The organism is Pseudonocardia sp. EC080619-01 (assembly GCF_001420995.1).
Classification (GTDB): Bacteria; Actinomycetota; Actinomycetes; order Mycobacteriales; family Pseudonocardiaceae; genus Pseudonocardia.
Genome location: NZ_CP012184.1, coordinates 3,363,923 through 3,388,424, shown reverse-complemented (window position 1 = coordinate 3,388,424; position 24,502 = coordinate 3,363,923). Strand labels below are relative to the sequence as shown.

General features: G+C 74.4%; 21 protein-coding genes and 1 riboswitch. Of the genes, 7 read left to right on the top strand and 14 right to left on the bottom strand.

Annotation, left to right across the window (positions count from 1 at the left end; all coding sequences use genetic code 11):
• Nucleotides 1–41: 41 nt before the first annotated feature.
• From AD017_RS15930 to AD017_RS15910, 5 genes are all read right to left on the bottom strand, one after another.
• Complete coding sequence (locus AD017_RS15930; RefSeq protein ID WP_227012758.1) at nt 42–809, bottom strand: SDR family oxidoreductase; 768 nt, start codon at nt 807–809, stop codon at nt 42–44.
• Nucleotides 810–811: 2 nt separating this feature from the next.
• A complete protein-coding gene (locus tag AD017_RS15925) occupies nt 812–1,810 on the bottom strand; it encodes an ABC transporter substrate-binding protein (RefSeq protein WP_060574702.1) in 999 nt (332 codons plus the stop codon).
• Between the two features lie 110 nt (nt 1,811–1,920).
• The gene (locus tag AD017_RS15920) at nt 1,921–2,796 is read right to left on the bottom strand and encodes a siderophore-interacting protein (protein WP_060574701.1); all 876 of its coding nucleotides are present in this window, start codon (nt 2,794–2,796) and stop codon (nt 1,921–1,923) included.
• On the bottom strand, nt 2,793–4,538 hold the full coding sequence (locus tag AD017_RS15915; RefSeq protein ID WP_060574700.1) for an ABC transporter ATP-binding protein: 1,746 nt from the start codon (nt 4,536–4,538) through the stop codon (nt 2,793–2,795). Before AD017_RS15915 ends, AD017_RS15920 begins: the two co-directional genes overlap by 4 nt.
• Nucleotides 4,535–6,334 carry an ABC transporter ATP-binding protein gene (locus tag AD017_RS15910; protein WP_060574699.1) on the bottom strand — a complete coding sequence of 600 codons (1,800 nt, stop codon included), beginning with the start codon at nt 6,332–6,334 and terminating at the stop codon, nt 4,535–4,537. The genes AD017_RS15915 and AD017_RS15910 overlap by 4 nt, the downstream gene beginning before the upstream one ends.
• 108 nt (nt 6,335–6,442) lie before the next feature.
• On the opposite strand from AD017_RS15910, the gene AD017_RS15905 reads away from it, so the two are divergent.
• Nucleotides 6,443–7,117, top strand: a complete 675-nt coding sequence (locus tag AD017_RS15905; RefSeq protein WP_168172282.1) for a TetR/AcrR family transcriptional regulator — start codon at nt 6,443–6,445, stop codon at nt 7,115–7,117.
• 7 nt (nt 7,118–7,124) lie between these two features.
• Here the strand turns inward: AD017_RS15905 and AD017_RS15900 are convergent, their stop codons facing one another.
• From AD017_RS15900 to metE, 5 genes are all read right to left on the bottom strand, one after another.
• Nucleotides 7,125–8,126, bottom strand: coding sequence for a hypothetical protein (locus AD017_RS15900; protein WP_060574697.1), 1,002 nt, complete (start codon nt 8,124–8,126; stop codon nt 7,125–7,127).
• 53 nt (nt 8,127–8,179) lie between these two features.
• Nucleotides 8,180–8,941: an ABC transporter permease gene (locus tag AD017_RS15895; protein WP_060574696.1), complete on the bottom strand. Its 762-nt coding sequence runs from the start codon at nt 8,939–8,941 to the stop codon at nt 8,180–8,182.
• A gap of 92 nt (nt 8,942–9,033) precedes the next feature.
• A complete protein-coding gene (locus AD017_RS15890; protein ID WP_010241996.1) occupies nt 9,034–9,978 on the bottom strand; it encodes an ABC transporter permease in 945 nt (314 codons plus the stop codon).
• Complete coding sequence (locus tag AD017_RS15885) at nt 9,975–11,504, bottom strand: ABC transporter substrate-binding protein (RefSeq protein WP_060574695.1); 1,530 nt, start codon at nt 11,502–11,504, stop codon at nt 9,975–9,977. The genes AD017_RS15890 and AD017_RS15885 overlap by 4 nt, the downstream gene beginning before the upstream one ends.
• A gap of 201 nt (nt 11,505–11,705) precedes the next feature.
• Nucleotides 11,706–14,009, bottom strand: coding sequence for a 5-methyltetrahydropteroyltriglutamate--homocysteine S-methyltransferase (gene metE, locus AD017_RS15880; protein WP_060574694.1), 2,304 nt, complete (start codon nt 14,007–14,009; stop codon nt 11,706–11,708).
• 185 nt (nt 14,010–14,194) lie between these two features.
• Nucleotides 14,195–14,336, bottom strand: a riboswitch (cobalamin riboswitch).
• 299 nt (nt 14,337–14,635) lie between these two features.
• Between metE and mdo the strand changes: the two genes are divergently transcribed.
• From mdo to AD017_RS15865, 3 genes are all read left to right on the top strand, one after another.
• Complete coding sequence (mdo, locus tag AD017_RS15875) at nt 14,636–15,928, top strand: NDMA-dependent methanol dehydrogenase (RefSeq protein ID WP_010242003.1); 1,293 nt, start codon at nt 14,636–14,638, stop codon at nt 15,926–15,928.
• 134 nt (nt 15,929–16,062) lie between these two features.
• Nucleotides 16,063–17,328 carry a MoxR family ATPase gene (locus AD017_RS15870; protein WP_082398752.1) on the top strand — a complete coding sequence of 422 codons (1,266 nt, stop codon included), beginning with the start codon at nt 16,063–16,065 and terminating at the stop codon, nt 17,326–17,328.
• A gap of 13 nt (nt 17,329–17,341) precedes the next feature.
• Nucleotides 17,342–18,883: a VWA domain-containing protein gene (locus tag AD017_RS15865; protein ID WP_060574693.1), complete on the top strand. Its 1,542-nt coding sequence runs from the start codon at nt 17,342–17,344 to the stop codon at nt 18,881–18,883.
• A 43-nt stretch (nt 18,884–18,926) separates the two neighbouring features.
• Here the strand turns inward: AD017_RS15865 and AD017_RS36355 are convergent, their stop codons facing one another.
• Together AD017_RS36355 and AD017_RS36350 are read right to left on the bottom strand one after the other, a co-directional pair.
• A complete protein-coding gene (locus AD017_RS36355) occupies nt 18,927–19,433 on the bottom strand; it encodes a zinc-binding dehydrogenase (protein ID WP_227013336.1) in 507 nt (168 codons plus the stop codon).
• 92 nt (nt 19,434–19,525) lie between these two features.
• Entirely contained in the window at nt 19,526–19,921 is a 396-nt protein-coding gene (locus AD017_RS36350) for an alcohol dehydrogenase catalytic domain-containing protein (RefSeq protein WP_227013335.1), read from the bottom strand.
• Nucleotides 19,922–20,067: 146 nt separating this feature from the next.
• On the opposite strand from AD017_RS36350, the gene mftM reads away from it, so the two are divergent.
• Nucleotides 20,068–20,778, top strand: coding sequence for a mycofactocin oligosaccharide methyltransferase MftM (gene mftM, locus AD017_RS15855; RefSeq protein ID WP_010242010.1), 711 nt, complete (start codon nt 20,068–20,070; stop codon nt 20,776–20,778).
• Here the strand turns inward: mftM and AD017_RS15850 are convergent.
• A complete protein-coding gene (locus AD017_RS15850; RefSeq protein WP_060574692.1) occupies nt 20,732–21,874 on the bottom strand; it encodes a DUF418 domain-containing protein in 1,143 nt (380 codons plus the stop codon). The genes mftM and AD017_RS15850 overlap by 47 nt on opposite strands.
• Nucleotides 21,864–22,463 (bottom strand): hypothetical protein, encoded by a 600-nt coding sequence (locus AD017_RS15845; protein WP_060574691.1) that lies wholly within the window; start codon nt 22,461–22,463, stop codon nt 21,864–21,866. The genes AD017_RS15850 and AD017_RS15845 overlap by 11 nt, the downstream gene beginning before the upstream one ends.
• A 111-nt stretch (nt 22,464–22,574) precedes the next feature.
• Here AD017_RS15845 and AD017_RS15840 point away from each other — a divergent pair, with 111 nt between their 5' ends.
• Nucleotides 22,575–23,861, top strand: coding sequence for a sensor histidine kinase (locus tag AD017_RS15840; protein ID WP_060574690.1), 1,287 nt, complete (start codon nt 22,575–22,577; stop codon nt 23,859–23,861).
• The gene (locus AD017_RS15835) at nt 23,858–24,496 is read left to right on the top strand and encodes a response regulator transcription factor (RefSeq protein ID WP_010242021.1); all 639 of its coding nucleotides are present in this window, start codon (nt 23,858–23,860) and stop codon (nt 24,494–24,496) included. The genes AD017_RS15840 and AD017_RS15835 overlap by 4 nt, the downstream gene beginning before the upstream one ends.
• Nucleotides 24,497–24,502: the final 6 nt, after the last annotated feature.

The window sequence follows — 24,502 nt, the reverse complement described above, 5'->3', positions numbered from 1 at the left end:
GTGGCGTCTCGTCGGGGCCGGGTACCGGCCCGTCTCGTGGCTCAGAGACCGAGGCTCGCGCCGCCGTCGACGGTCAGGGACTGCATGGTGACGTGCCGGGCGCCGTCGCCCGCGAGGAACAGCACGGCGGCCGCGACGTCGCCGGGGTCGGCGATGCGGCCGAGCGGGATGCCGAGGCGGTAGCGCTCCGGTGCACCCGCGACGACGGCGGTGGCCCCGCCGTCGTCGGACGGGTCCGGCCAGAGGGCCCGCTGCATGGCCGTGTCCGTGGCACCGGGACACACGACGTTGCAGCGGACGTGCGGCGCCAGCTCGAGACCCAGGGTGCGGGTCAGGGACACCGACGCGGCCTTGGACGCCGCGTAGGCGGCCATCCCGGTCCGCGGGGTACGGGAGGCGTCCGAGGCGACCGTGACGATCGACCCGGACCCGCGGCCGTACATCCGCCGGCCCGCGGCCCGCCCGGTGTTCCACACCCCGGTGGTGTTGACCGCCAGGCAGGTCGCGAGGTCGTCGGCGTCCGCGTCGAGCACCGTCCCGGTCCGCAGCACACCGGCGGCGTTGACCAGCACGCCGAGCGGGCCGAGCTCGCGCTCCGCCTCGCCGACGGCGCGGTCGACGGCGCCGGCGTCGGCGACGTCGGCGACCAGGCCGAGCGCAGCCGGGCCGGTGAGCCCGGCCGCGGTGTCCCGCACCGCGGGATCACGGTCGAGCAGGGCCACCGGACGTCCGTCGGCGGCCAGCGCGGCCGCCACGGCCGCACCGATGCCCCGGGCCCCGCCGGTCACGAGTGCTGCGGACGCGGCCACGGTCAGCCGCCCTGCCGCGGGAAGATCTGCCCGAACTCGTCCAGGGTGGACAGCACGCCGTCGAAGTCGGGGCGGTAGCTGGTCGCCGGGAGCTCCCAGACGTTGCCGGACCGGAATGCGGGCAGCTGGGCGAAGTTCGGGTCCTGCTTCAGCTCCTCGAGCGACCTCCCGCCGCTGTCGACCACGATGGCGTTCGGCGCGTTCGCGACCTCGCTCAGGAGCTCGGGGCTGACCTCCATCGAGTCGCCGGTGCTGGCGAGCCGGGCATCCGGCACCTTCGCGACGACGTCGGACGGGGTCACGCCGAGGTCCTGGCCGAGTGCGGGCAGCGCCGCGGTCGACGGGATCAGGTAGAGCTTCTCCGAGGCGAACGACCCGATGTAGACGGTCTCGCCGGCCGGGGGCGTGACCTGGCCCTTCACCTCGTCCAGCTTGGCCTGGTACTGGTCCAGCAGGGCCGGGACGGCGTCCGCCTTGTTCACCGCGTCGGCGACGGCGTCCAGCTGGTCCTGCCAGCCGGTCAGGGTGCGCGGCACCAGCACGGTCGGCGCGATCGCCGCGAGCTGGTCGTAGGCCTGCATGGCCTGGACCGCGGTGATGCCCTGGCCACCGCCGATGATCAGGTCCGGCTGGGCGGCCGCGACGGCCTCGATGCTGAGCGAGTCCCCGGCGGGCAGCTGCTCGGTGCCCGCCTCACGGGCCCGGTCGGCCCAGGCCGGCGGGAACCCGCCGTCGAAGTTCGTGACACCGAGGACCCGGGTGTCGGTCGCGACCGGCGGGACGTCGAGCGCGTACAGGTAGCTCGCGAGGCCGCCGTTGAGGTTGACGACGCGCTGCGGCGCCGACGGGACCTCCAGCGGCCCCCGGTCGGTCGTGATGGTCCGGGCCCCGGATGCCTCGGCGTCGCCGCCCCCGCCACCGGACCCGCATCCCGCCACCAGTCCCAGCAGGACGGCGAGCGACGCTGCCGCGAGCGCGCGCGCAGTCGATGAACCCGGCATCTTCGGGCCTCCTTCGCATTCTTCGCTGATGCGACGAACTTATGAAGTTAGCCTGGCCTTAACAAGAGATAGCGTCATCTGAATTGATGACGGATCTCACCTGGCGATCATTACGCGGGGTGACTCGATTCCCCCATCTGCTCGTTCGCGTCGGCGACGTCCTGCGCCGTCGGGGCGTCGTCCTGGGTGAGGTCGCGACGCCAGTAGCCGGTGAAGGCGACCGCCCGCTTGTCCAGCCCGCGATCACCGACGAGGTGCCTGCGCACCGCCCGCACCGACGACGCCTCCCCCGCCACCCAGGCGAAGACCTCGCCGTCGGGCAGCTCGGCCGCGCGCACCGCGTCGAGCAGCGACGACGGCCGGTGCACCCAGTGCACGGCCAGCTCGGCGGGCGAGTCCAGCCGCTGTTCCTCGGCCGGGCCCGCGACCTCGACGACGGCGACCGCGCGCACACCCGCGGGCAGCGCCTCCAGCGAGGCCGCGATCGCCGGCAGCGCGGTCTCGTCCCCGGCGAACAGCCGGACCGGCTGCTCCGACGGCGTCCGGTAGCCGGCGACGGCCGGTCCGAGCACCCCGACGACGTCGCCGATCGCGGCGCGGGCCGCCCACCGGCTCGCCAGCCCGGCGTCGTCCGTGCCGTGCGGACCGTGCGTGCCGTCGTCGTGCAGCACGAAGTCGATCACCATCCGGCCGTGCTCCGGGTCCAGCGTGCGCACCGTGTAGGACCGCATCCAGGGCCGCCGCTCCTCGGGGACGGCGAGGTAGCGCGCGTACCAGCCCGCCACGCCGCTGCCGTCCTCCGGGGCTCCGGGGATCTCGGGGACGCCGCCGTCGCGGGCGAGGAAGAGCTTCACCTGCTGGTCCGGCGCGACCTCGCGGGCGCCCAGCCAGTCGTCGGCGGACAGCGTGATGCGCCGCATCCGCGGGGTCAGGGGCTCGACGCCGGTCACGCGGCCGAGCACGTAGGGCGGGAGGGGCTGGGTCACGGGTTCTCCTCCGTCGAGACGAGCCGCCAGCCACGGGCGCGGCGGCGGGACTCCCAGAACGCGGCGTAGCGGCCACCGCGGGCGAGCAGTTCGGCGTGCGTCCCCGACTCGGCGACGCCGCCGTCGTGGAGCACGACGATCCGGTCCGCGGCGACGACGGTCGGGAGCCGGTGGGCGATCACCAGCACCGTGCTGCGCTCCGCCAGGACCCGCATCGACCCGGTGAAGAACCGCTCGTTCTCCGGGTCCAGCGCGGCCGTGGCCTCGTCGAGCAGGACGACGTCGGCGTCCTTCAGCAGCGCCCGCGCGATCGACACGCGCTGGCGCTCGCCGCCGGACAGCGAGGTGCCGCCCTCCCCGACCCGGGTCGCCCAGCCGTCCGGCAGCCGCTCGACGATCTCGGTGACCCCGGCGAGGCGGGCCGCCTCGGCGAGGTCCGCAGTGCTCGCGCCGGGCCGGCCGAGCCGGACGTTGTCCTCCAGCGTCCCGTCGAACAGGTAGACGTCCTGGAAGACCAGCGCCAGCTGGGCCATCAGGTCCTCGGTGGTCTGGTCGCGCACGTCGGCCCCGCCGACCCGGACGGTGCCCGAGCCGGCGTCCCAGAACCGGGCGATCAGCCGGGTCACCGTCGTCTTCCCGGAGCCGGAGGCACCGACCAGCGCGACGGTCGAGCGGGGCGGGATCCGCAGCGACACCTCCCGCAGGACCGGGTGCGCGGGGTCGTAGCCGAAGCTCACCCGGTCCAGCTCGACCGCGCCGCGCTCGGGGCGGCCCGCCGGGACCTCCGGTTCGGGCAGCGGTTCCTCGGTCAGCACCGCGACCAGCCGGGCGAGGTCGTTGCGGGCGATCCGGACGACGCCCGCGTAGTCCCCGACCTCGGCGAGCGGCCCGGTGAACCGGGCGGCCAGCGCCACCAGCGCGACCATCCGGACGGCGTCGAGCGAGCCACCGAGCACCAGGTAGGCGCCGGTGAGGATCAGCGCGCTGAACGCGACCTGGACGGCGAACCCGCCGGCGACGATGCCGCCGGTCGCCAGCCAGACCGACCGGTGCCCGGCGCGCCGCTGGGCCTCGATCGCGTCCTCCAGCGGCCGGTACCCGGCCGCGCCGCGGCCGAACGCCCGGAGCACACGCTGGGCCCGCGCGAACTCGACGACCCGGTTCCCGGCGTCGACGGCCGCCGCGTCGTCGAGCGCGTCGCCGCGGCCGACCCAGGTCGCGGCGAGCCGGAACGCGAGCCACAGCAGCGGGACGCAGACCAGGGCCGCCAGCGCGAGCCGCCAGTCGAACAGCAGCATCGCGAGCACGATCGTCGCCGGGGTCACGATCGCCACGACCAGCGGGGTGAGCAGGTGTGCGAACAGGCCGGCCACCATCGTCGTGCCGCCGGTGGCGATCCGGGACAGCCGCCCGACCCGCTCGGAGGAGAACCACCCCAGCGGCAGCGACGACACGTGGTCACCGAGCCGCTCGTGCATCGTCGTGAGGACGACGAGCGCGACGCCGAACCCCGCCATGGCCTGCACGTAGTACACGACGCACGCGCCGGCGACCGCGACGAGCAGCACGCCGGTCCAGGCGAGCGCGGCGGCGGTGTCCCCGGCGAGCAGGGCCTCCAGGAAGGGCACCAGCAGGACCGTCGCGACGCCCTGGAGCACCCCGAACCCGGTGACCCAGGCCAGGTAGGCGAACAGCCGGCGGCGGTGCTCCGGGCCCAGGATCAGCAGCAGGTCGGCGATCATCGGACGTCCTCCCCCGCCCGGTGGGCGGTCCACATCGCGGCGTAGCGCCCGCCGCGGGCGACCAGCTCGTCGTGCGTGCCGGACTCGACGATGCGGCCGGTGTCGACCACGGCGATCCGGTCGGCACCGGTGATCGTCGACAGCCGGTGCGCCACGACGATCACGGTGCGCCCGCGGGCGAGCTCGGAGAGCGCGTCCTGGATCTCGGCCTCCGACTCGGGATCGGCGAAGGCGGTCGCCTCGTCGAGCACCAGGACCGGGGTGTCGGCGAGCAGCGCGCGGGCGATCGACACCCGCTGCGCCTCACCGCCGGAGAGCAGCGCGTCCTCCCCGACGACCGAGTCGTAGCCACGTGGCAGCGCCCGGACCCGGTCGTCGATGCGGGCGGCCCGGCAGGCGGCGTGCAGGTCCTCGTCGGACGCGCCGGGGCGGCCGAGCCGCACGTTGCCGGCGACCGTCCCGTGCAGCAGCTGCACGTCCTGCAGCACGAAGCCGACGTGCCGGTAGAGCACCTCGGGGTCGATCTCCCGGACGTCGGTCCCGCCGATCCGGACCGTGCCGCCGGTGACGTCGTGGAACCGGGCCACCAGGGTCGCCAGGGTGCTCTTGCCCGCGCCGGACGGCCCGACCAGCGCCGTGACCGTCCCTTCCGGACAGTCCAGGTCGATCCCGCGCAGCACCTCGGCGCCGCCCGGGTAGGCGAAGCGGACCCCGGACAGCTCCACCCGGTGCCCCTCGGGCACCCGCGGCACGTCCGGCACCGGCAGGACAGGGGTATCCAGCAGCTCGTGGATCCGCAACGCGGCCGCGGCGGCGGTGCGCCGGTTCTGCGCGCCGAACCCGAGCGCGGTGATCGTCGTCGGGACGACGAGGGCGATGAGGATCCCCGTCATCCCCTCGACCGGGGTCACCCAGCCGGTACCGGTGAACCAGACGACCCCCGCACACGACACGAGGAGCACCACCGGCGCCGAGATCGCCATCGTGCTGACGGCCTCGATCCGCAGCATGGGGCGGACCCACGCGGCGTAGAACCGGCCGAAGTCGCGGGCGGCCTCGGCGTAGCCGCGGTGCGCGCGCCGCGCCTGGCCGAACGTCTTGACGACGGCGATGCCCGACACGAACTCGACGACGGCGGCGCTGATCCGGGCGTGGCCGGCGTGCATCTCGTCGACCTTCTCGGTGTAGCCGCTCATCATGTACGCGTAGGCCGCGGCGTAGAACGGCACGGTGGCCACCGCGAGGAGGGCGAGCCGCCAGTCCAGCCAGGTCAGGTAGCCGAGTCCGGCGAGCGGCAGCATCCAGGCCGCGACCCACTCCACCGGGTGGTGCGCGACGACCTGGTGGAGCTCGTGCACGTCGTCCTGGGCGGCCTTGCGGACCAGCCCGGACGAACGCTCGGAGAACCAGCCGAGCGGCACCCGTCCCAGGTGGGCGGCCATCCGGCGGCGCAGCACCGCCTGCAGCCGGACGTCGGCGAAGTGGGTGATCGCGAGTGCGAGGCCGGTGATGCCACCGCGGGCCCCGAGGCCGGCGACGACCAGCCACACGGTGCCCGTCACCGCGCCGGGATCGACCGGGCCGGGGGCGAGCAGTGTGTCCGCCAGCTGCGCGAGCGCGACGAACGGGACCAGGCCCGCCGCGGCACCGACGGCCGCGAGGACCTGCGCGACCCGGATCCGGACGGCGACCGGGCGCAGCAGCGCGGTGAGGGCCGCGGACTCGGCCCGGGCACGGGCCCGTGGGTCCGGTGGCGCGACCGGCGGCGCGGTCGCCTCCTCGGTGAGAGCGGTCACGGGGTCTCCCGACAGAGATCGCAGGGCGGGCGGCGCAGCGCCTTGATTAGGCAAACCTTAGCTATCTCTGAATAGCATTTGCAATCCTGGGTGCCGTACGGTTCGGCGGTGCCGATCACACCGGGAGTGCGGGCGGGGAACCGGCCGGGACCGAAACCGCGCCTGACCCGGGAGGAGATCGTCGAGGCCGCCGTCGAGGTGGGCGTCGAACGACTGTCGGTCGGTGCGGTCGCCGAGCGTCTGGGCGTCGCACCCGGCACCCTCTACCGCTACGTCGACGGGCTGGAGGAGATCGCCGCGGCGGCGATCGCGCTGGTGTTCGCGCGCACCCCGCTCCCCGACCCGGCGCACGGCTGGCGCCCCTTCCTGGAGGAGGAGGCGGAGCTCGCGTTCGACCTGCTGCTGCGGTACTCCGGCCTGATCCAGGACCTCGGCGCCGACCTCAGCGCGGTGGCGGGCGACCGGCTGCGGAGGATCGTCGGCGCGCTGCACGACGCCGGGTTCGGCCCGACCGCCGCCGTACGGGTCGCCGACGCGGTGCTCGACGTCGTCGCCGACGGCGCACACCAGACCCGCTGGGTACGGGGTCCGGGTGGCGGCCCCGGCGACCTGTCCGACCCGGCGCGGGCCTACCTCGACTCGCTCGACGGCGCCGTCCGCGAGCAGGTCCGGGGCATCATGACCGGCCCGCGGGACCACGTGCTGGACAAGGTCGCGCTGCTCCTCGACGGCGTCGAGCTGCGCCGCGCCGCCGGACGGGAGGGGTACGCCGGGATCCGGTGAGCACCGGTCAGCCGCTGTTGCGGTCGCCGTCGGGGTCGAGCAGGTCCGGCTCCGGGGCCACCCGGCCGCGCCAGGCGTCGAGCACGGCGGGATCGGCGGTGCCGGTCCGGGCGAGCACCCGCAGTGCGACCGCCTGCGCGGCCCGGCCCGGCGGGTCCGCGGGACGGTCGCCCGGCGGCTCCCCCGCCGATACGGCACGGAGCACCTCGGCGGTGACGTCCCGCTGCGCCGGGTCGCCGAACCTCTCCAGGAGCCGGTCGAACGCGGCCAGGCGGCCCGCGTCGAACGGCCGCGGACGTCCCGTCAGGTCCGTCAGCGGGTGCGCCGGGTACAGGTGGGCGCACGGCAGGTACCCGTCCGGCACCGGGACGGTCGCGGCGTGCGTGCGCCCCGCCCGCAGGAGCTGTGGGAGCAGGTGGGTGTGCGGGCCGTCCGGCGAGCGGCCGTCCGGCGGCGGGATCGCGGCGAACACCTCGACCCGGCCGACGGCCGTCACGAACACCCGGTGCGGTCCGGCTGCGACCAGCGTGGCGACGAGGTCGCCGTCGAGCGGGCGCCCCTCGGCCGCCCGCAGCGCGGCGAGCAGCTCCGGGTCCCCGGTCCGCACGCAGGCGTCGACCGTGGGGGTGCCGAGACCGAGGTCGACGAGGACGTCCGCCCGGTCGGTGTCGCGCAGCGCGTCGCGGTCCGGCCCGAGCACGGTGACGGTGGTCCGGGCCGCGCACCGGGCGTCCGCGGCGGGCAGGCACAGCGCGACGGCGTGGTTCCAGTGGTCCTCCGGCCCGACCGGGGTGCGGTAGGCGACCGGCCGGGTGCCCGGCGGCGCAGCGAGCCGGATCCCGCCGCGGCCGGTCACGACCGCCCCCGGCTCCGGGGTCGCGGCGGGCTCGTCGGGCAGCCGGACGAACTCGGCGATCGCGCCCGGCGCGCCCGCGCTCCAGCCGGCGTCGGGATCGGACAGGTACGCGTGCAGCAGCTCCGCGACCGTGCTCGTGCCCGTGGCGTCCATGCCCGTCCACCCTGCCCGCTCGTCTCGTGGGCCGGAACCCCCACCCCCGCCGGTCACCGGGCTCCCACCCGGTCGAACCGTCGTCCCCACCACAGGGCCACCCCGGCGGTCAGCACGACGGCGGCCGAGGGCACGAGCACCACCTGCGGCGCGGTGAACAGGTACTCGCGGCCCTCCGCCACCATCGCGCCCCACTCGGCGGTCGGCGGCTGCACGCCCAGCCCGAGGAACGACAGTCCCGAGATCGTCAGCAGGGTGCTCGCGAACCGCACGCAGGCGTGCGCGCCCAGCGGCGGCACCAGGTTCCGGCCCACGTGCCGCACCAGCACCCGGACCGGGCCCGCACCCAGCGCGACCGCGGCCGTCACGTACTCGCGCTCCCGCTCGGCGAGCACCAGCAGGTGCGCCTGCCGGGCGAACGGCGTCCACGCGATCGCCGTCACGGCCACCAGGAGCGAGGTGGTCCCCGGTCCGAGCGTCACCGCCGCGACGAGTCCGAAGAGGACGACCGGGATCGCGGCGAGGACGTCGACGAGCCGCATCACCAGCCGTCCGAACGCACCGGTGACGGCGGCGGCCGCACCGACCGCCGTCCCGAACGCCCCGGTCACGGCGACGGCGAACAGGCTCAGCCCGAGGGTCAGGCGTCCGCCGTGGAGGGTGCGGGAGAGCAGGTCCCGGCCCAGCTGGTCGGTCCCCAGCGGGTGCGCCGCCGACGGTCCGGCGAGCAGGCCCGCGAAGTCGGCGCGCTCGGGGTCGGGCAGCAGCAGCGGGGCGCACGCGAGGAACGCGACGGCGAGGCACCCGGCGGCCACGACCGGCCACCGGCGTCGCGGAGCGCGCGACCGCCCCGGGCCGCCGGCACGGACGGGCCCGGGGCGGGCACCGGCCCGTTCCCGCACGCTCGTCACGCGTCCACCGCCGAGCGCAGGACCGGGTCGAGCAGCGTCGCGACAATCTCGACGAGCACGCCGGCAACGACCGCGACCGTCACCACGAGCAGCGTCCCGGCCTGGATCACCGGGAGGTCCTGGGCGGGCACGGCCTGGTGCAGCAGCCGCCCGAGGCCGGGGATGCCGAACACGACCTCCACCACGACGGACCCGCCGAGCAGCCCGGCGACGAACAGCCCGGCGAGCGCCGTCACCGACGTCGTCGCGAGCCGGGCGCCGTGCCGCCACAGCACCGAGTGCTCGCCCAGGCCCTTCGCCCGGGCGACGAGCACGTGCGGCCGGGTGAGCACCATCGCGGTCTCCGCGCGGACGAGCTGGGCGGCGAGTGCGCCCGGGTACGCGGCCAGGGTCAGCACCGGCAGCACCAGGTGCTGCGGCCCGCCCCAGCCCACGGCGGGCAGGGCACCGAGCCCGACCGCGAAGACCAGCACCAGCCAGGGCGCCAGGACGAACTCGGGCACGGCGACCCCGGCGATCGTCCCCGCCCCGAGGAACCGGTCCAGCCGGCCGCCCGGCCGGCGCGCCGCGTAGGCCCCGGCCGGGATCCCGACGGCCGCGGCGAGCGCGAGTGCCAGCACCGCCAGCAGGCCGGACACCGCGGCCGCCCCACCGACCTGTTCCAGGACCGGGGTCCGCGAGACGTACCCGTACCCGAGGTCACCGCGCAGCAGCGCGCCGAGCCAGCGCAGGTACTGCTCGACCGGTGAGGCGTCCAGCCCGAGCGACGCCCGCACCCGCGCCTCGGTCGCCGGGTCCGGCACGGCCTCGGCGGAGCGGGCCCGCAGCACCGCGCGGGCCGGGTCCACGTCCGCCAGCCGCGGCAGCGCGAACACCAGCACCGTCGCGGCGAGCAGGACCGGCGGGACGACCAGCAGCCGGCGCAGGACCAGCCCGATCACCCCGTCGGCGTCAGCTGGGGCAGGATCGGCTCGATCTGCAGCGGGTCCGGGGTGAACCCGGTCGCGCCGCGCAGCACGGCGGTGTTCAGCGGGTGCACCAGCATCACGCCGACGGCATCGGTGGTGAGCAGGCCGGCGGCCTCGGCGAACAGCTGCTGCCGCTGGGCCGGGTCGACGGTCGTGTTCAGCCGGGCGACGACCGCGTCGTAGGCCGGGCTGCAGTACTGGTCGATGGCGTAGCTGCCCTCGCACGTGTAGTCCGAGGTGAGCGTGCTCGCCGCGTCCGGGAAGTCGGAGAGGTAGCTGCGCGAGTTGAGGAACATGTCGTAGTTCCCGGCGAGGACCTCGGGCTCCTGCGCCTCGTAGTTCCCGACGGTGATCTCGACCCGCACCCCTGCCTCGGCGAGCATCGCCTGGAGCGCGTTCGCGAGCGTCGGCAGCTCGGGGCGGTTCGGGAACGTCCACAGCTGCACGGTCAGCGGGTTCTCCGGCCCGAACCCTGCCTCGGCGAGCAGCTGCCTCGCACGCTCGGGGTCGGCCGCGGGCGGCGGATCGGTCTCGCCCCACGGCACCGCCGCACCGAAGAGGTCCGCGGCCGGGGCCGCACCGCCGCCGAGCACCTGCTGCGCCAGCACCGGGCGGTCGATCGCCGCGGTCACGGCCTGCCGCACCCGGACGTCGTCGAACGGCGCGCGGGACTGGTTGAGCTGCAACGGGACCGTGCGAGCGTTCGGGTACTCGACGACCTCGGCGCCCGACGAGCGGACCTGCTCGACCTGGGCCTGCGGGAGGCCCTCGGCGAACTGCACGTCACCGGCCTGGACGGCGAGCGCGCGGGCCTGCGGGTCCTCCACGTAGCGGACGGTGATGCGGGCCGCGCCCGCCTTCTCGCCCCAGTACTGCTCGTTGCGGACGAGCTGCGCCGACTGGGCACCGTCCACCTGGTCCAGCACGAACGGGCCGGTCGCGTTCCGCAGGTACGCGGGCGCACCACCGCCGGCGTACGCGGCGGGAGCGAGGATCCCGAGGTTGCCGCTCGACATGCGCAGCGGCATGACCGGGTCGGGCTCGGCCGTGGTGATCCGCACGACGTCGGGGCCGTCCGCCGCGACCGTGAACCCGATGTCGCGGATCGCCCGCGGCGGGGCGTCGACCCCGGCGACGTAGCTCAGTGCCGTGACGACGGCGTCCGGCGTGAGCGGGGTGCCGTCGTGGAAGGTGACGCCCGGACGCAGGGTGAACCGCCAGGAGTCGCCCTCCTGCTCCCACGCGGTGGCCAGCATCGGTGCGGGCTGAGCCTGGTCGTCCACCGTGGTCAGTGTCTCGGCGACGCCGAGGGACTGGAGGCGGGCCCCGTCGTCCGCATCGAAGGCGTAGTCCGCGCGGGGCGGGAACTGGAGCGCCACCGTCAGCTCACCGGCGGGATCGGGGCTGCCACCGGTACCGCCGCCGCAGCCGGCGAGGAGCAGGGCGGTCGCGGTGGCCAGTGCGGCCAGGGCGTACCGGCCACGTCGTCGTGCGATCACGACATACAGCTACATCTGACGAACTGTTCAGACAAGATGGACGTGAGCAACAGCTCTGATCACGGATCCGGAAGTCTTGCGGCCGGATCCGGCCGCGCAGCTTCCCGATCCGTGATCACCATCCCGGTCAGGGATGGAGATGCCCCCGCGGCGCCGGACGGGACGGCCGGTACCGGCCGGCGCCACGGGAGCGCACCGGCGTCAGCCGGTGGTCGGTACCCCGCCGGAGCGGACCCGGCGGGCGGCCGCGACCAGGTTGGTCAGGGCGGCGACGGTCTCGGGCTCACCGCGCGTCTTGAGCCCGCAGTCCGGGTTGGCCCACAGCCGCTCGGCACCGATGTGGTGCAGCGCCGCGGTGAGCTGCCCGGCGAGCTCGTCGGCGTCCGGGACCTCGGGCGAGTGGACGTCGTAGACGCCCGGGCCGAGCCCGCGCGGCACCCCGGGTCCGAGGTCACCGAGGACCTCCATCCGGGACCGGGCCGCCTCGACCGTGGTGACGTCGGCGTCCAGGCCGTCGATGGCCCCGACGACCTCGCCGAACTCGGAGTAGCAGAGGTGCGTGTGGATCTGCGTGGTGTCCGCGACCCCGCCGACGGACATCCGGAACGAGTCCACCGCCCAGTCCAGATAGGACTGCCGGTCGCGCTCGTGCAGCGGCAGCAGCTCGCGCAGCGCGGGCTCGTCGACCTGGATGATCCGGATCCCGGCCGCCTCGAGGTCGACGACCTCGTCGCGCAGCGCCAGCCCGACCTGCCGGGCGGTGTCGCCGAGCGGCTGGTCGTCGCGGACGAACGACCAGGCCAGGATGGTGACGGGCCCGGTCAGCATGCCCTTCACGTACCGGTCCGACAGCGACTGCGCGTAGGTCGCCCAGCCGACGGTGATCGGCTCCGCGCGGGAGACGTCCGAGTGCAGGATCGGCGGCCGCACGCAGCGCGAGCCGTAGGACTGCACCCAGCCGAGCTCGGTCGTGGCGAACCCGTCGAGGTTCTCGGCGAAGTACTGGACCATGTCGTTGCGCTCGGGCTCACCGTGCACGAGCACGTCCAGGCCGATGTCCTCCTGGAGCCGCACCACGCGCTCGATCTCCCGGCGCATCCGCCCGGTGTACTCGTCGTCGGTGATGTCGCCGCGCCGGTGCGCGGCGCGGTCCTTGCGGATCTCCGCGGTCTGCGGGAACGACCCGATCGTCGTCGTCGGCACGTCGGGCAGGCCGAGCGCCTCGCGCTGCGCCTTGGCCCGCACGTCACCCGCGGGCCGCCGGTAGTGGTCGGCGCCCAGCTCGGCGAGCCGGCTGCGCACGCCCTCGTCGCGCCGGGACGCCGCGGCCACCCGCTCCCGGGTGGCCTTCGCGGCGTCGAACGCGTCGGCCACCGCGGCCCGCCCCTCGTGCAGCGCGCGGCCGAGCAGCACGACCTCGTCGACCTTCTGGCGGGCGAAGGCCAGCATGTCGACGACGTCGGCGGGCAGCGCGGTCTCCGCCTCCAGGTCGTACGGGACGTGCAGCAGCGAGCACGAGGTCGAGACCTCCACCCGCCCCGCGACGCCGGTCAGCCGGGTCGCGTCGGACAGCGCGGCGTCGAGGTCGGTGCGCCAGACGTTGCGGCCGTCGACGACGCCGGCCAGCACCCGCTTGCCGCCCAGCCCCTCGACCGAGTCGATCCCGTCGAGGTCCGCCCGGCCCGCGACGAGGTCCAGCGCGAGCCCCTCGATGGCGGTGGACGCGAGCACCGGCAGTGCCCGGCCGAGCTCGCCGAAGTACGACGCGACCAGGATCTTCGGCCGGCGCGGCGCCGACGCGAGCCGGTCGTAGGCCTTCCGCAGTGCCGCGACCTCGGGGTCGGTGCGGTCGGCGGCGAAGGCCGGCTCGTCGAGCTGGACCCACTCGGCACCGGCGTCGGCGAGCTCGGCGAGCAGGTCCCGGTAGACCTCGACCAGCGGGCCGAGCAGGTCCAGCGGCCGGAAGTCCTCCGGCGATCCCTCGGCAGGCTTGGACAGCAGCAGGAAGGTCACCGGCCCGACCAGCACCGGGCGGGTCAGGACGTCGGAGCGCAGCGCCTCCCGGAACTCGTCGAGCGCCTTGCGGCTCCCCGGGGCCAGTCGCGTCGACGGCCCGATCTCGGGGACGAGGTAGTGGTAGTTCGTGTCGAACCACTTGGTCATCTCGCAGGCCGGGGCGCCGGTGCGGCCGCGGGCCATCGCGAACAGCCGCTCCAGCGGATCCTCGATGCCGGCGAACCGTTCCGGCACGGCCCCGACGGCGAGCGCGGTGTCGAGCACGTGGTCGTAGAACGAGAACGTGTTGCCCGGGACCTGCCCCAGGCCGGCGTCGCGCAATCCGGTCCAGGTGTCCCGTCGCAGTCCGCCTGCCACGTCGTGCAGCGCCGAAGCGCCGGACCTCCCGGCCCAGAACGCCTCGGTCGCGCGCTTGAGCTCCCGGTACGGCCCGATCCGGGGGTATCCCAGAACGGTGCTTGCGGTGCCCGATTCGGACGAAGTCGTCACGGCCCTCTCTCCTCGCGAGCGCGGTGGGGGTGACCCGGGCCTCGCGGGAGGGCGACGTCACGACCGGGACGGCTCGGCCGTCCACACCGGACCCTGTCCGGCGGGCACGGCGATGCCCGGTCGTCCGCTCGGCCCTCCCTCGGGACCACGGATCGCGTGCACCGGCCGGCACACGCACCGTCGGCAGGTCTTCGGACTCGCGGGCGTCGTGCACGGGTGCACGTCCTACTGGCCGTCGCTTCCCGGGATCGCTCCCAGTGCTCATGACGGCGGTCGTTCCCACTCACCGCTGCGGGGCAGTCCCGGAGTCGCACCGGGTTCCCTCTTGCCTCGCCCGCCCGGCCCCTCCCGGGACCGCGCCGGCGAACCGTCGGCGGGACCGACCATAGATCAGGGATCCGGACGGGGCCAGGCCAGGCATTGCCGGACGATGCTTGTTGCCATACAGTGGCAACACGTTCGCCCGCTCCCACCCGAGCCCCAGGGCGACCTATCCCTGCCCCCTCCGTTCGGAGGGGCGTCCTGCCCGGACGCCCGACGGGTAATCGCGATCACCCCTGTGCTCACGGCCACAGCCCCCCTAGCGTGCGGAATCGACCCATCCGCCTGCCTCAGAAAGGGCTGACATGCAGGTAGACGAGCTGCTCAAGCCGTTCCCCATCAAGGAGTTCCACCCGTTCCCGCGGGCACTCATGGGTCCCGGCTCCCACGAGCTGATCGGGCCGGAAGCGCTCAAGCTGGGCTTCAAGAAGACCCTGGTCATGACGTCGGGCCTGCGCGGCACCGACATCGTCCACAAGATCGTCGAGTCGATGAAGTACCACGGCCTCGAGGTCGTCGTGTACGACAAGGTCGAGTCGAACCCCAAGGACTACAACTCGATGGATGCCGTCGCGTTGTACCAGGAGAACAACTGCGACTCGTTCGTCTCCATCGGCGGCGGGTCCTCGCACGACGCCTGCAAGGGCGCCCGCATCTCGGTCGCCCACGACGGCCGCAACGTCAACGAGTTCGAGGGCTTCAACAAGTCCGAGAACCCGGCCAACCCGCCGCACATCGCGGTCTCCACCACGGCCGGCACCGGCTCGGAGACCTCGTGGGCGTACGTGATCACCGACACCACGACCGACCCGGACAACCCGCACAAGTACGTGGCGTTCGACGACGCGTCGGTCACCACCCTCGCGATCGACGACCCGGTGCTCTACTACGACTGCCCGGTCGACTACACCGCGCAGTGCGGCTTCGACGTGCTCGCGCACGCCTCCGAGCCCTACGTGTCGCGGCTGAACTTCCAGCCGTCGCTGGGCAACGCGCTGCACGCGATCAAGCTGACCTCGCAGAACCTGCGGGCGGCCGTGTGGAACGGGCAGGACCTTCCCGGCCGCGAGGGCATGATGTACGCGCAGTACATCGCGGCCCAGGCGTTCAACTCGGGCGGCCTCGGCATCATCCACTCGATCTCGCACGCGGTGTCGGCGTTCTACGACACCCACCACGGCCTGAACAACGCGATCGCGCTCCCCCGCGTGTGGGCGTTCAACATGCCGGTCGCCTACGAGCGCTTCGCGGACATCGCGGAGGCCATGGGCATCGACACCCGCGGCATGACCAAGCCCCAGGCCGCCGACGCCGCGCTGGCCGCCTCGATCCGGCTGCTGCGCGACGTGGGCATCCCGGAGAAGTTCGCCGACGTCAAGCAGGACACCTACTCGAAGAACCGGCTGGGCCAGGGCCCGACCAAGTTCTACGAGAACTCGCCGACCATCGTCGGTGACGCGGCGGACGTCGACCGGATCACCAACCACGTCCTGGGTGACGCCTGCACCCCGGGCAACCCCAAGGAGTGCACCTTCGAGACCGTCCGCCCGGTCGTCGACCACTCCATCAACGGCGACCTGGACGACCTCCTGACCTGATCGTCCGGTCAGTCCGTCGAGAATTTCGCACCAGCGGGCCCACGCCGCGCGAGTGATACTCGTGACGGGTGGGCCCGCTGGCTGCGGGGCCCGCTGCACCACCGCCGGTGCGGCCTGCGAAGGAGAAACCCAACGTGACCGACGCTGTCGTCCCCTCTGCGCCCGAGGCTGCTGCCGCGATCGGCGCAGGCGCCCCGTTCGAATCCGTCGACCAGGTCGTCGAGGCCCTGCGCGAGCAGGGCTACATCGCCGACACCCGGCTGGCGACCACCGTCTTCCTCCTGACCCGGCTGGACAAGCCGCTGTTGCTGGAGGGACCCGCCGGCGTCGGCAAGACCGAGCTCGCGAAGATGCTCGCGCTCGCCACCGGACGCCGGCTGCTGCGCCTGCAGTGCTATGAGGGCCAGGACGAGACCAAGGCCCTGTACGAGTGGGACTACGGCAAGCAGCTCATGTACACCCAGATCCTGCGCGAGAAGATCGGGCAGGTCGTCGAGGACGCCCCCGACCTGGCCTCGGCCGTCGAGCGCATCGGGTCGCAGGAGAGCGTCTTCTTCTCCGAGCGGTTCCTCGCGCCGCGCCCGCTGCTGGAGGCGATCCGCTCGGAGCAGCCGTGCGTGCTGCTGATCGACGAGGTCGACCGCGCCGACGAGGCGCTCGAGGCCGTGCTGCTGGAGACCCTGGGCGAGTACCAGATCTCGGTGCCCGAGGTGGGGACGTTCACCGCGAACCACCGCCCCTACGTGCTCCTGACCTCGAACAACACCCGCGACCTGGCCGCAGCCCTGAAGCGCCGCTGCCTGCACCTGTTCCTCGACTACCCCTCCGCGCAGCGCGAGCTCGACATCGTCCGGTCGAAGAAGACCGGGCTGGGCGACCAGCTGGCCGAGGAGCTCGTCAACGTGGTGCGCGGGCTGCGCGAGCTGGAGCTGCGCAAGTCGCCCTCGATCTCGGAGACCATCGACTGGGCCCGGACGCTGGCCGTCCTGGGGGTGGACGAGCTCAACTCGCAGATCCTCTCCGACACCGTCTCGGTCGTCGTGAAGTACGACAAGGACGTCAAGAAGGCGCTCGACGCCATCCCGCGCCTGGTCGACCCGAACCAGACGGTCCCCGAGCACGGCCACGGCCACGGGCACGGCCATGGCCACGGGCACGGCCACGACGGCGACCACTCCCACGACGACGCGCCGGCGGCCCCGGCCGCACGTCCCGCCGCGTCGGACGACCCCGACGACGGCGACGTCGACGGCCGGGCGAAGCGCGCGGCGAAGGACGAGCCGGGCCGGCACCCGATCTACGGCGGCATCACCTCCGGTGGTGGCAGCACGAAGCCCCGGAACGTGAGCTCCGGCCAGGGGTCCCGCTCGTTCGGCGGGTCCCGCAGGCGTCCGGTCTGAGCCGGGGGCGGGAGTGGAAGCCAGCATCCACCGCTTCGTCCGGCTGCTGCGGATCCGGGCGGTACGCATCTCCGTCTCCGAGGCACTGGACGCCATGGCCTGCGCCGCCCAGCCCGGGGTGCTCGCCGACAAGTCGGTGCTCAAGGAGGCGCTGCACGTCGCCCTGATCAAGGACCGGCGCGACGAGGAGACCTACGACCAGGTCTTCGACCTGTTCTTCTCGCTGGTCAAGGTCGGTGAGAGCGAGACGGGCCACGGCCACGGGCACGGCCACGGCGACATGACCGACGACACGCCGCTGGACGACTTCACGCTGTCCGAGGAGCCCTCGGAGACCCCGCAGGAGGGTCACGACCACGGCGCCCCGGTCGACATCAAGGAGTTCTTCGACCCGGAGGACCTGGCCGAGCAGTACAACCTGCACCAGGAGGCCAACAAGATCGACATGGCCTCCATGACGGACGAGATCGTGCTGTCCAAGGAGCAGGCGAACGACATCACCGAGGGCCAGCGCGTCCAGATCGAGACCGACCGGTTCTCCGGCGGCGGCATCCCGGGCGACATCTCCCAGCAGGCGGGGACGCAGGTCGACGCCGACCTGTCCGTCGCCCAGCAGGACGCCCTGCTCGGCTGGCTGAACTCCGAGGAGGACGCTCTCAGCGAGGCCGAGCAGGGCACCGAGGACGACGCGGCGGCGCTGCGCCGCCGGCTCACCGGCGTGCTCGACAACCTGCCGGAGCTGCTCAAGGCGCACCTGGAGAAGCTCCTCGAGATCGAGCAGCGGATCGTCGAGGGGCACGACGACTCCGAGCAGGCCGCCGAGGTCGACCGGGCGACCGAGACCGAGCGGATGCAGCTGGAGGACTCGCTGCGCCGCCTCGCGAAGTCGCTGCACGGCGCGCTGACCCACCGGCGCCGGGTGTCGCCGCGCGGCCGGATCGACTCGGCCCGCACGATGCGCAAGAACATGCGCTACGACGGCGTGCCGTTCACCCCCGTCACCGTGCAGCGCCAGGAGGACAAGCCGCGGCTGGTGGTGCTGGCCGACGTCTCGCTGTCGGTGCGGGCCACCGCCCGGTTCACCCTGCACCTGGTGCACGGCCTGCAGGACCTGTTCGGCCAGGTGCGCTCGTTCGCGTTCGTGGCCGACCTCGTCGAGGTGACCGACCTGTTCGCCGACCACCCCGTCGAGCACGCCCTCGGGCTGATCTTCGGCGGCGACCAGCTCGACGTCGACGCCAACTCGCACTACGGGCTGGCGTTCGGGCAGTTCCTGGAGGACCACGGCTCCGCCGTGACCCGCCGGACGACGGTGCTGGTCCTCGGCGACGGCCGCGGCAACGGGAACGACCCGAACATGGAGGCGTTCGTCGAGATCACCCGGCGGGCCAGGGAGACGATCTGGCTGACCCCGGAACCGCGGTACTCGTGGGGCCTGGGCCGGTGCGACCTGCCCGCCTACGCCGAGTACTGCGACCGGGTCCGCGTCGTCCGGGACCTGTCCGGCCTGGAGACGACGACGAACGAGATGTCCGGCGAGCTCATCGGCCGCTGACCCGCACCCACCCCGCACCCGTGGTGCGGGGTGGGACGGCCGCTCAGCGCTCGACCACGATCTTCCCGACGGTGCGGCCGGACTCGACCAGCCGGTGCGCCTCGCGCACGGACTCCGCGGTCAGGCCCTGCAGGCGCCGGGTCTCCGTCGTCCGGAGCTCACCGGCGTCGACCAGCCGGGCGACCTCGTCGAGGATCTCCCGCTGCACGGTCGACCCCGGCTCCGACAGCGGCCGGGTGAACATCAGCTCCCAGTGCCACGACTGGCTCTTCGCCTTGAGCGGCAGCGTGTCCAGCCCCTCCGGCTCGTCGATCGCGACGACGGCGCCGCGCGGGGTCAGCAGCTCGGCGTAGGCCTCGACGTTGCCCGCCGAGACCGGGGAGAACACGTACTGCACGCCGTCCGGGGCGACCCGGCGCACCGATCCGACGAGATCGTGGTGGTCGGCGATCTCGTGCGCGCCCATGCTCCGGGCCCAGTCCGCCGACTCCGGGCGGGAGGCGGTGCCGACCAGGGTGAGGCCGAGCCGCCTGCCCAGCTGCAGCACCATCGACCCGACGCCGCCCGCTGCCGAGACGACGAGCAGGGTGCCCGTCGCACCGTCGCCGACCCGCAGGTGGTCGTGCAGGCACTCCCACGCGGTCAGCGAGGTAGCGGCAGTGCGGCCGCGGCGGCGAAGTCCAGGGTGGACGGCTTGCGGCCCACGATCCGGGAGTCGACGAGCTGGCGGTGCGCGTTGCTGCCCGGACGGTCGATCGCGCCGGCGTAGTAGACCTCGTCGCCGGGTGCGTAGCCCTCCACCTGCGGTCCGACCTCGACCACGACGCCGGCGGCGTCGAACCCGAGCACCTTCGGCCCGCCGGACAGGTCGAACGACGACCGCACCTTGCCGTCGACCGGGTTCACCGAGACCGCGCGGACGTCCACGAGCAGGTCGTGCGGGCCGGGCGCACCGACCTCGGTCTCCGAGTCGACCAGCGCCCCGGGATCGTCGATCGGGAGCGGGCGCGGTGCGACGACGGCGGGAACGGTAGCCATGGCCCGACGCTAACGCCGGCCCGCGTGGCCCGCGCGGCACGCGGGCCCCACCGTCCGGACGGGCAGGATCCCGACCACCGGCCGTGGTGCGACCGGGCGGGGGCCGCCTAGCGTCGGGGGTACCCGAACCGCACTGGAGCGCCCCGATGATCGGAACCGACCGGCTCAGCAACGATCTCGCCGGCTGGCTGGACCGCACCCTCGTCCGCCCCGGCCTGCTCCCACCGGAGCGGTTCGAGGACGCGTTCGTCGCCTGCGTGACGAGCGCCGCCAAGGATCCCGAGGCCCCGGACGACGCCTGGCTCGCCTTCTACCGCAACACCCTCGACGCGCTGGCCGGCGAGCCGGAGCCGGGCGGGACGAACGCGGAGATGGCACCCGTGCACGCGCGGGCCCGGTCGCTGGTGGTCGGCGACGACGTCCTGGAGCTGGGCTGCTGCTTCGGGTTCCTGTCCCTGCAGCTGGCCCGCGACGGCCACCGGGTGACCGCCACCGACCTGACCGGCGGGACCGTCGACCTGCTGACCCGGGTCGCGCCGCAGCTGGGCGCGGACGTCGAGACGCACGTCGCCGACGCCCGTGCCGTCGCGCTGCCCGACGGCTGCGCCGACACGGTGTTCGCGGTGCACCTCATCGAGCACCTGTCCGAGGCCGAGGGCGACGAGGTGGTCGCGGAGATGCTGCGGCTCGCGCGCCGCCGGGTGGTCGTCGCCGTCCCGTTCGAGGACGCACCGAACCCGGCGTGGGGACACGTCCGGGTGTTCGACACCGACGTCCTGCAGCGGATCGGGGAGCGCACCGGCCGCACCTTCACGGTGTCGGAGCACCACGGCGGCTGGCTGGTGATCGACCTGTGAGGAGTGCGTGGGTGAGTGTCTCCAGCGGGCCGCGCTCGTACCGGCGCAACCACCACGACGCGGCCACGGCGGACGACACCACCACCGTCGCCCACACCGCGACGACGGCGGCGGTGCGGGCCGGGGCGGGGACCGCGGCGAGCGAGCCCGCGAGACCGGCTCCCCAGGCGTGGAACAGCACCCCGGCAACGACGTTCTGCCCGACGTAGCAGGTCATCGCGGTCCGGCCGACGGCGGTGAGCCCGCGCCGCACCCGTCCGGCGGGTCCGCGCAGCCGTGCCAGGACCTCCGGGACCAGCCCGAGCAGGCCCGCCGAGACCAGCGGCGCGACCAGGTAGCGCTCCACCGCGAACCAGTCCGCCCCGGCGAGGGTGGTGGCGACGTTCAGCACCACACCGGCGGCACCGGCGGCGATCAGCCGGCGGCGCACCCGGGTGCCGCCCGCGTCGAACACCCCGGCACGCAGCAGCGCCGATCCGGCGAGGAACAGCACGACGGCCGACGGGACGATCAGCACCAGCTCGATCCGGAAGAGCCACGCCTCGGTCAGCCGGGCCCAGACCTGCCCGGTCCAGGTGGCCGGGTACGGCGGCAGCGGAGGCAGCTCGCCGCCGTCGCGGGCGAGCAGCGCGCCGGCCGTCAGCCCGCCGGTGACCAGCACGACGAACCCGCCGGCGAGCGCGGCGGCGACGATCCGCACGGTCGCCGAGCGGCCCACCAGCCAGGCCACCAGCACCGACGCGATCGCGTAGCCCATCAGCACGTCGAACTCGAAGACGAGCACGTAGTGCAGCAGTCCCTCGGTGAACAGGATCCCGGCCCGGGCCAGATAGCGGCCGGGCCACGGCAGCCCGCGCCGGACCGCGGAGCGGTACTGCAGCTCCATCCCGATGCCGAACAGCAGGGTGAGCAGGCCGAGGAACTTCCCGTTCGCCACCGCGAGAAGGACGTCGTCGGGCCACCAGCCCACGCCGGTCCCGGTGAGGATCCCGGCCGGACCGGCGGGATCGGCGAACACCCACACGTTGGTCGCGAAGGTTCCCGCGATCGCGAGCCCGCGCAGGACGTCCGGCGCGGTCAGGCGGTCACCGGACACCGGACCGCTCCCGGTCGTCGGTGCCCGGGAAGACCGTCGCCCACAACGGACCGGCGACGAACCAGATGCCGGCGACCAGCGACGCCGTCGCGAGCCAGGACCACATCGGGTCGTCCGGCCAGGCCGCCGGCGCCGGGAACGCGAGGCCCCCGGCGACGGTGAGCAGCGCCAGCACCCCGGTCGTGATCACCCAGGCGGCGACGACCTTGCGGAACTCGCCCCACTCGTACCGCATCCGGGCCGCCCCGCCGCGCGGCGGCCGCACCGGAGCCGGGCCGCCGGCGAACCGGTGCGCGAACCGCACGTCGGCCCAGCGGACAAGCGAGTGGCCGAACGCGACGGTCACCCCGAGGTAGAGGGCAGCGAGCCCGTGCACCCGGGACGGCTCGCCGCCGGTCGCCAGGTTCAGCGTCGAGGCGGTGACCAGCACGACGTCCATCGCCGGGACACCGAGCAGCAGGACGGCGCCGACCCCCCGGCGGCGCAGCAGGTAGCGGGCGGCGAGCCCGGACAGCAGGAACACCCAGAACCCGATCTCGGCACCGACGATCAGCCACAGCAACGGCTCGGCGAACAGCGACTCCCCCATGGCCGACGATCGTGCCGACCCGCGCCGCCCGCCGCGTCCGGCGTGCGACCGATCCCGGCGTACCACCTTCGACGGACGCCGCACGGTCGCCGGACGTGCTGGGATGGGCCGGTGATCTCGTACCTGGCGAACCGGGACGGCGGTCGTCCGTCGGTCCTGCGGGACGCCGGGACCGGGGCCGTCTGGTTCGCGGTCGGCCTGCTGTTCGTGTGGGGGCTCCCCGAGGCGGGGATCGTGTGGTGGGGCCCGGACACCGGGACGACGACGGCGTCGGTCCTCACGATGGCGGTCGCGTGCGCGGCGGCGGCCGTCCGGCGGATCGCGGTACCGGCCGGTCTGCTGGTGGCGACGGCGGCAGTGGTCGCCGGCCCGGTGGTCGGCGGGCGCACCGAGATCGGCACCGTGCTCGTGTTCACCGACCTGCTCTACTGCGCCGTGCTGTACCCGTCCCGCCGCACCGCACGGGCGGTCGCCGTCGCGGCCGGCGTCCTCGCCACCGTCCTGGCCCTGGTCACGCTGGTGACCGCGGGGACCCGCACCGCGGCCTACAGCGTGCTGAACCTGTCGCTGGTCGTCGGCGTCCCGCTGGTCTGGGGACTGGAGGTGCGCCGGTTCCGGGACCTCGCCCGGGCCGAGCGCGCCCGGGCGGCCGAGGCGGAACGTGCGGTGGCCCGGGAGCGGGACGCCGCGGTCGCCGCGGAGCGGGCGCGGATGGCGCGGGACCTGCACGACGTCGTCGCCGGGCGGCTCTCGGCGATCGCGCTGCAGTCCGCGGCCGCGCTGCAGCCGGGCGCGGACCCGGCGCTGGTCCGCCGTGTGCTCGGCACGGTGCGCGAGTCCGGGGTCGCCGCGCTCGGGGAGATGCGCGCGATGATCGGGCTGCTCCGCGACGGCGACGGTGCCGCAACCGACCCGCGCGGCGCGCCGGCCCGCCTGTCCGAGGTGGACGCCCTGCTGGACGAGGCCCGGGCCGCGGGCCTGCACCCCCGGATCGACGACGACCGCGGCTCCGTCGCGCTGCCCGCCCCCGTCGACCTCGCGGGCTACCGCATCGTGCAGGAGTCGCTGACCAACGCGGCCAAGCACGCACCCGGATCCACGGTGACGGTGCGCCTCGGTCTCGATCCGGGCCCCGCACCCCGCCGAGTGGCACCTCCTGCACCTGCCGGGTCTCCGGCAACGGGCATGGTGTGCCGGCCGGCGGTGCTGCTGATCGAGGTCGGCAACGGGCCGGGTGAGCGGGCCACAGAGGGCCCCGGCCTGCACGGCGGGACCGGTCTCGACGGCCTGCGCGAGCGGGCCCGGGCCGTCGGCGGCTCGTTCGACGCGGGCCCGGACGGCGACGGCTGGCTGGTGCGCGCCCTGCTGCCACTGGCGACGGAGGAGGTGCCGCGGTGAGCATCCGGGTGGTGGTCGCCGACGACCAGGAGGCCGTCCGGACCGGGCTGGTGCTGATCCTCGGATCGGCACCGGACATCGAGGTGGTCGCCGAGGCGGGGGACGGGCTCGCCGCGGTCCGCGCGGCGGCCGAGCACCGGCCCGACGTCGTCCTCATGGACATCCGGATGCCCGGCATCGACGGGATCGAGGCGACCCGGCGCATCCTGGCCGGGGCGTCCGCGCAGGTGCTCGTGCTGACGACGTTCGACCTCGACGAGCTCGTCGACGGGGCGCTCGCCGCCGGGGCGGCCGGGTTCCTGCTCAAGTCGGTGGACGCGCCCCGGCTGACCGACGGGGTCCGCGCCGTCGCTCGCGGGGACGGTGTGCTCGCACCGGAGATCACCCGCCGGGTGATCTCCCGCTACGCGGGCGCGCCGCGTCCCGGGAGTGTGCCCGGGCTGGGCGCGCTCACGGCCCGCGAGCGCGACGTCCTCGCCGGGCTCGGCCGGGGGCTGTCGAACGCGGAGCTGTCCGCGGAGCTCGTGATCTCCGAGGGGACGACGAAGACGCACGTCTCCCGCGTCCTCGCCAAGCTCGGCCTGCGCTCCCGCACCCAGGCCGCGATCGCCGCGCAGGACGCCGGCCTCGTCTGAGGCTCC

Bases quoted from the DNA above. Each gene is read 5' to 3' on its own strand.
- AD017_RS15925 (WP_060574702.1), bottom strand. From the start codon at position 1,810: ATGCCGGGTTCATCGACTGCGCGCGCGCTCGCGGCAGCGTCGCTCGCC.
- AD017_RS15915 (WP_060574700.1), bottom strand. From the start codon at position 4,538: ATGATCGCCGACCTGCTGCTGATCCTGGGCCCGGAGCACCGCCGCCGG.
- AD017_RS15900 (WP_060574697.1), bottom strand. From the start codon at position 8,126: ATGGACGCCACGGGCACGAGCACGGTCGCGGAGCTGCTGCACGCGTAC.
- mdo (WP_010242003.1), top strand. From the start codon at position 14,636: ATGCAGGTAGACGAGCTGCTCAAGCCGTTCCCCATCAAGGAGTTCCAC.
- AD017_RS36355 (WP_227013336.1), bottom strand. From the start codon at position 19,433: ATGGTGCTGCAGCTGGGCAGGCGGCTCGGCCTCACCCTGGTCGGCACC.
- AD017_RS36350 (WP_227013335.1), bottom strand. From the start codon at position 19,921: ATGGCTACCGTTCCCGCCGTCGTCGCACCGCGCCCGCTCCCGATCGAC.
- mftM (WP_010242010.1), top strand. From the start codon at position 20,068: ATGATCGGAACCGACCGGCTCAGCAACGATCTCGCCGGCTGGCTGGAC.
- AD017_RS15845 (WP_060574691.1), bottom strand. From the start codon at position 22,463: ATGGGGGAGTCGCTGTTCGCCGAGCCGTTGCTGTGGCTGATCGTCGGT.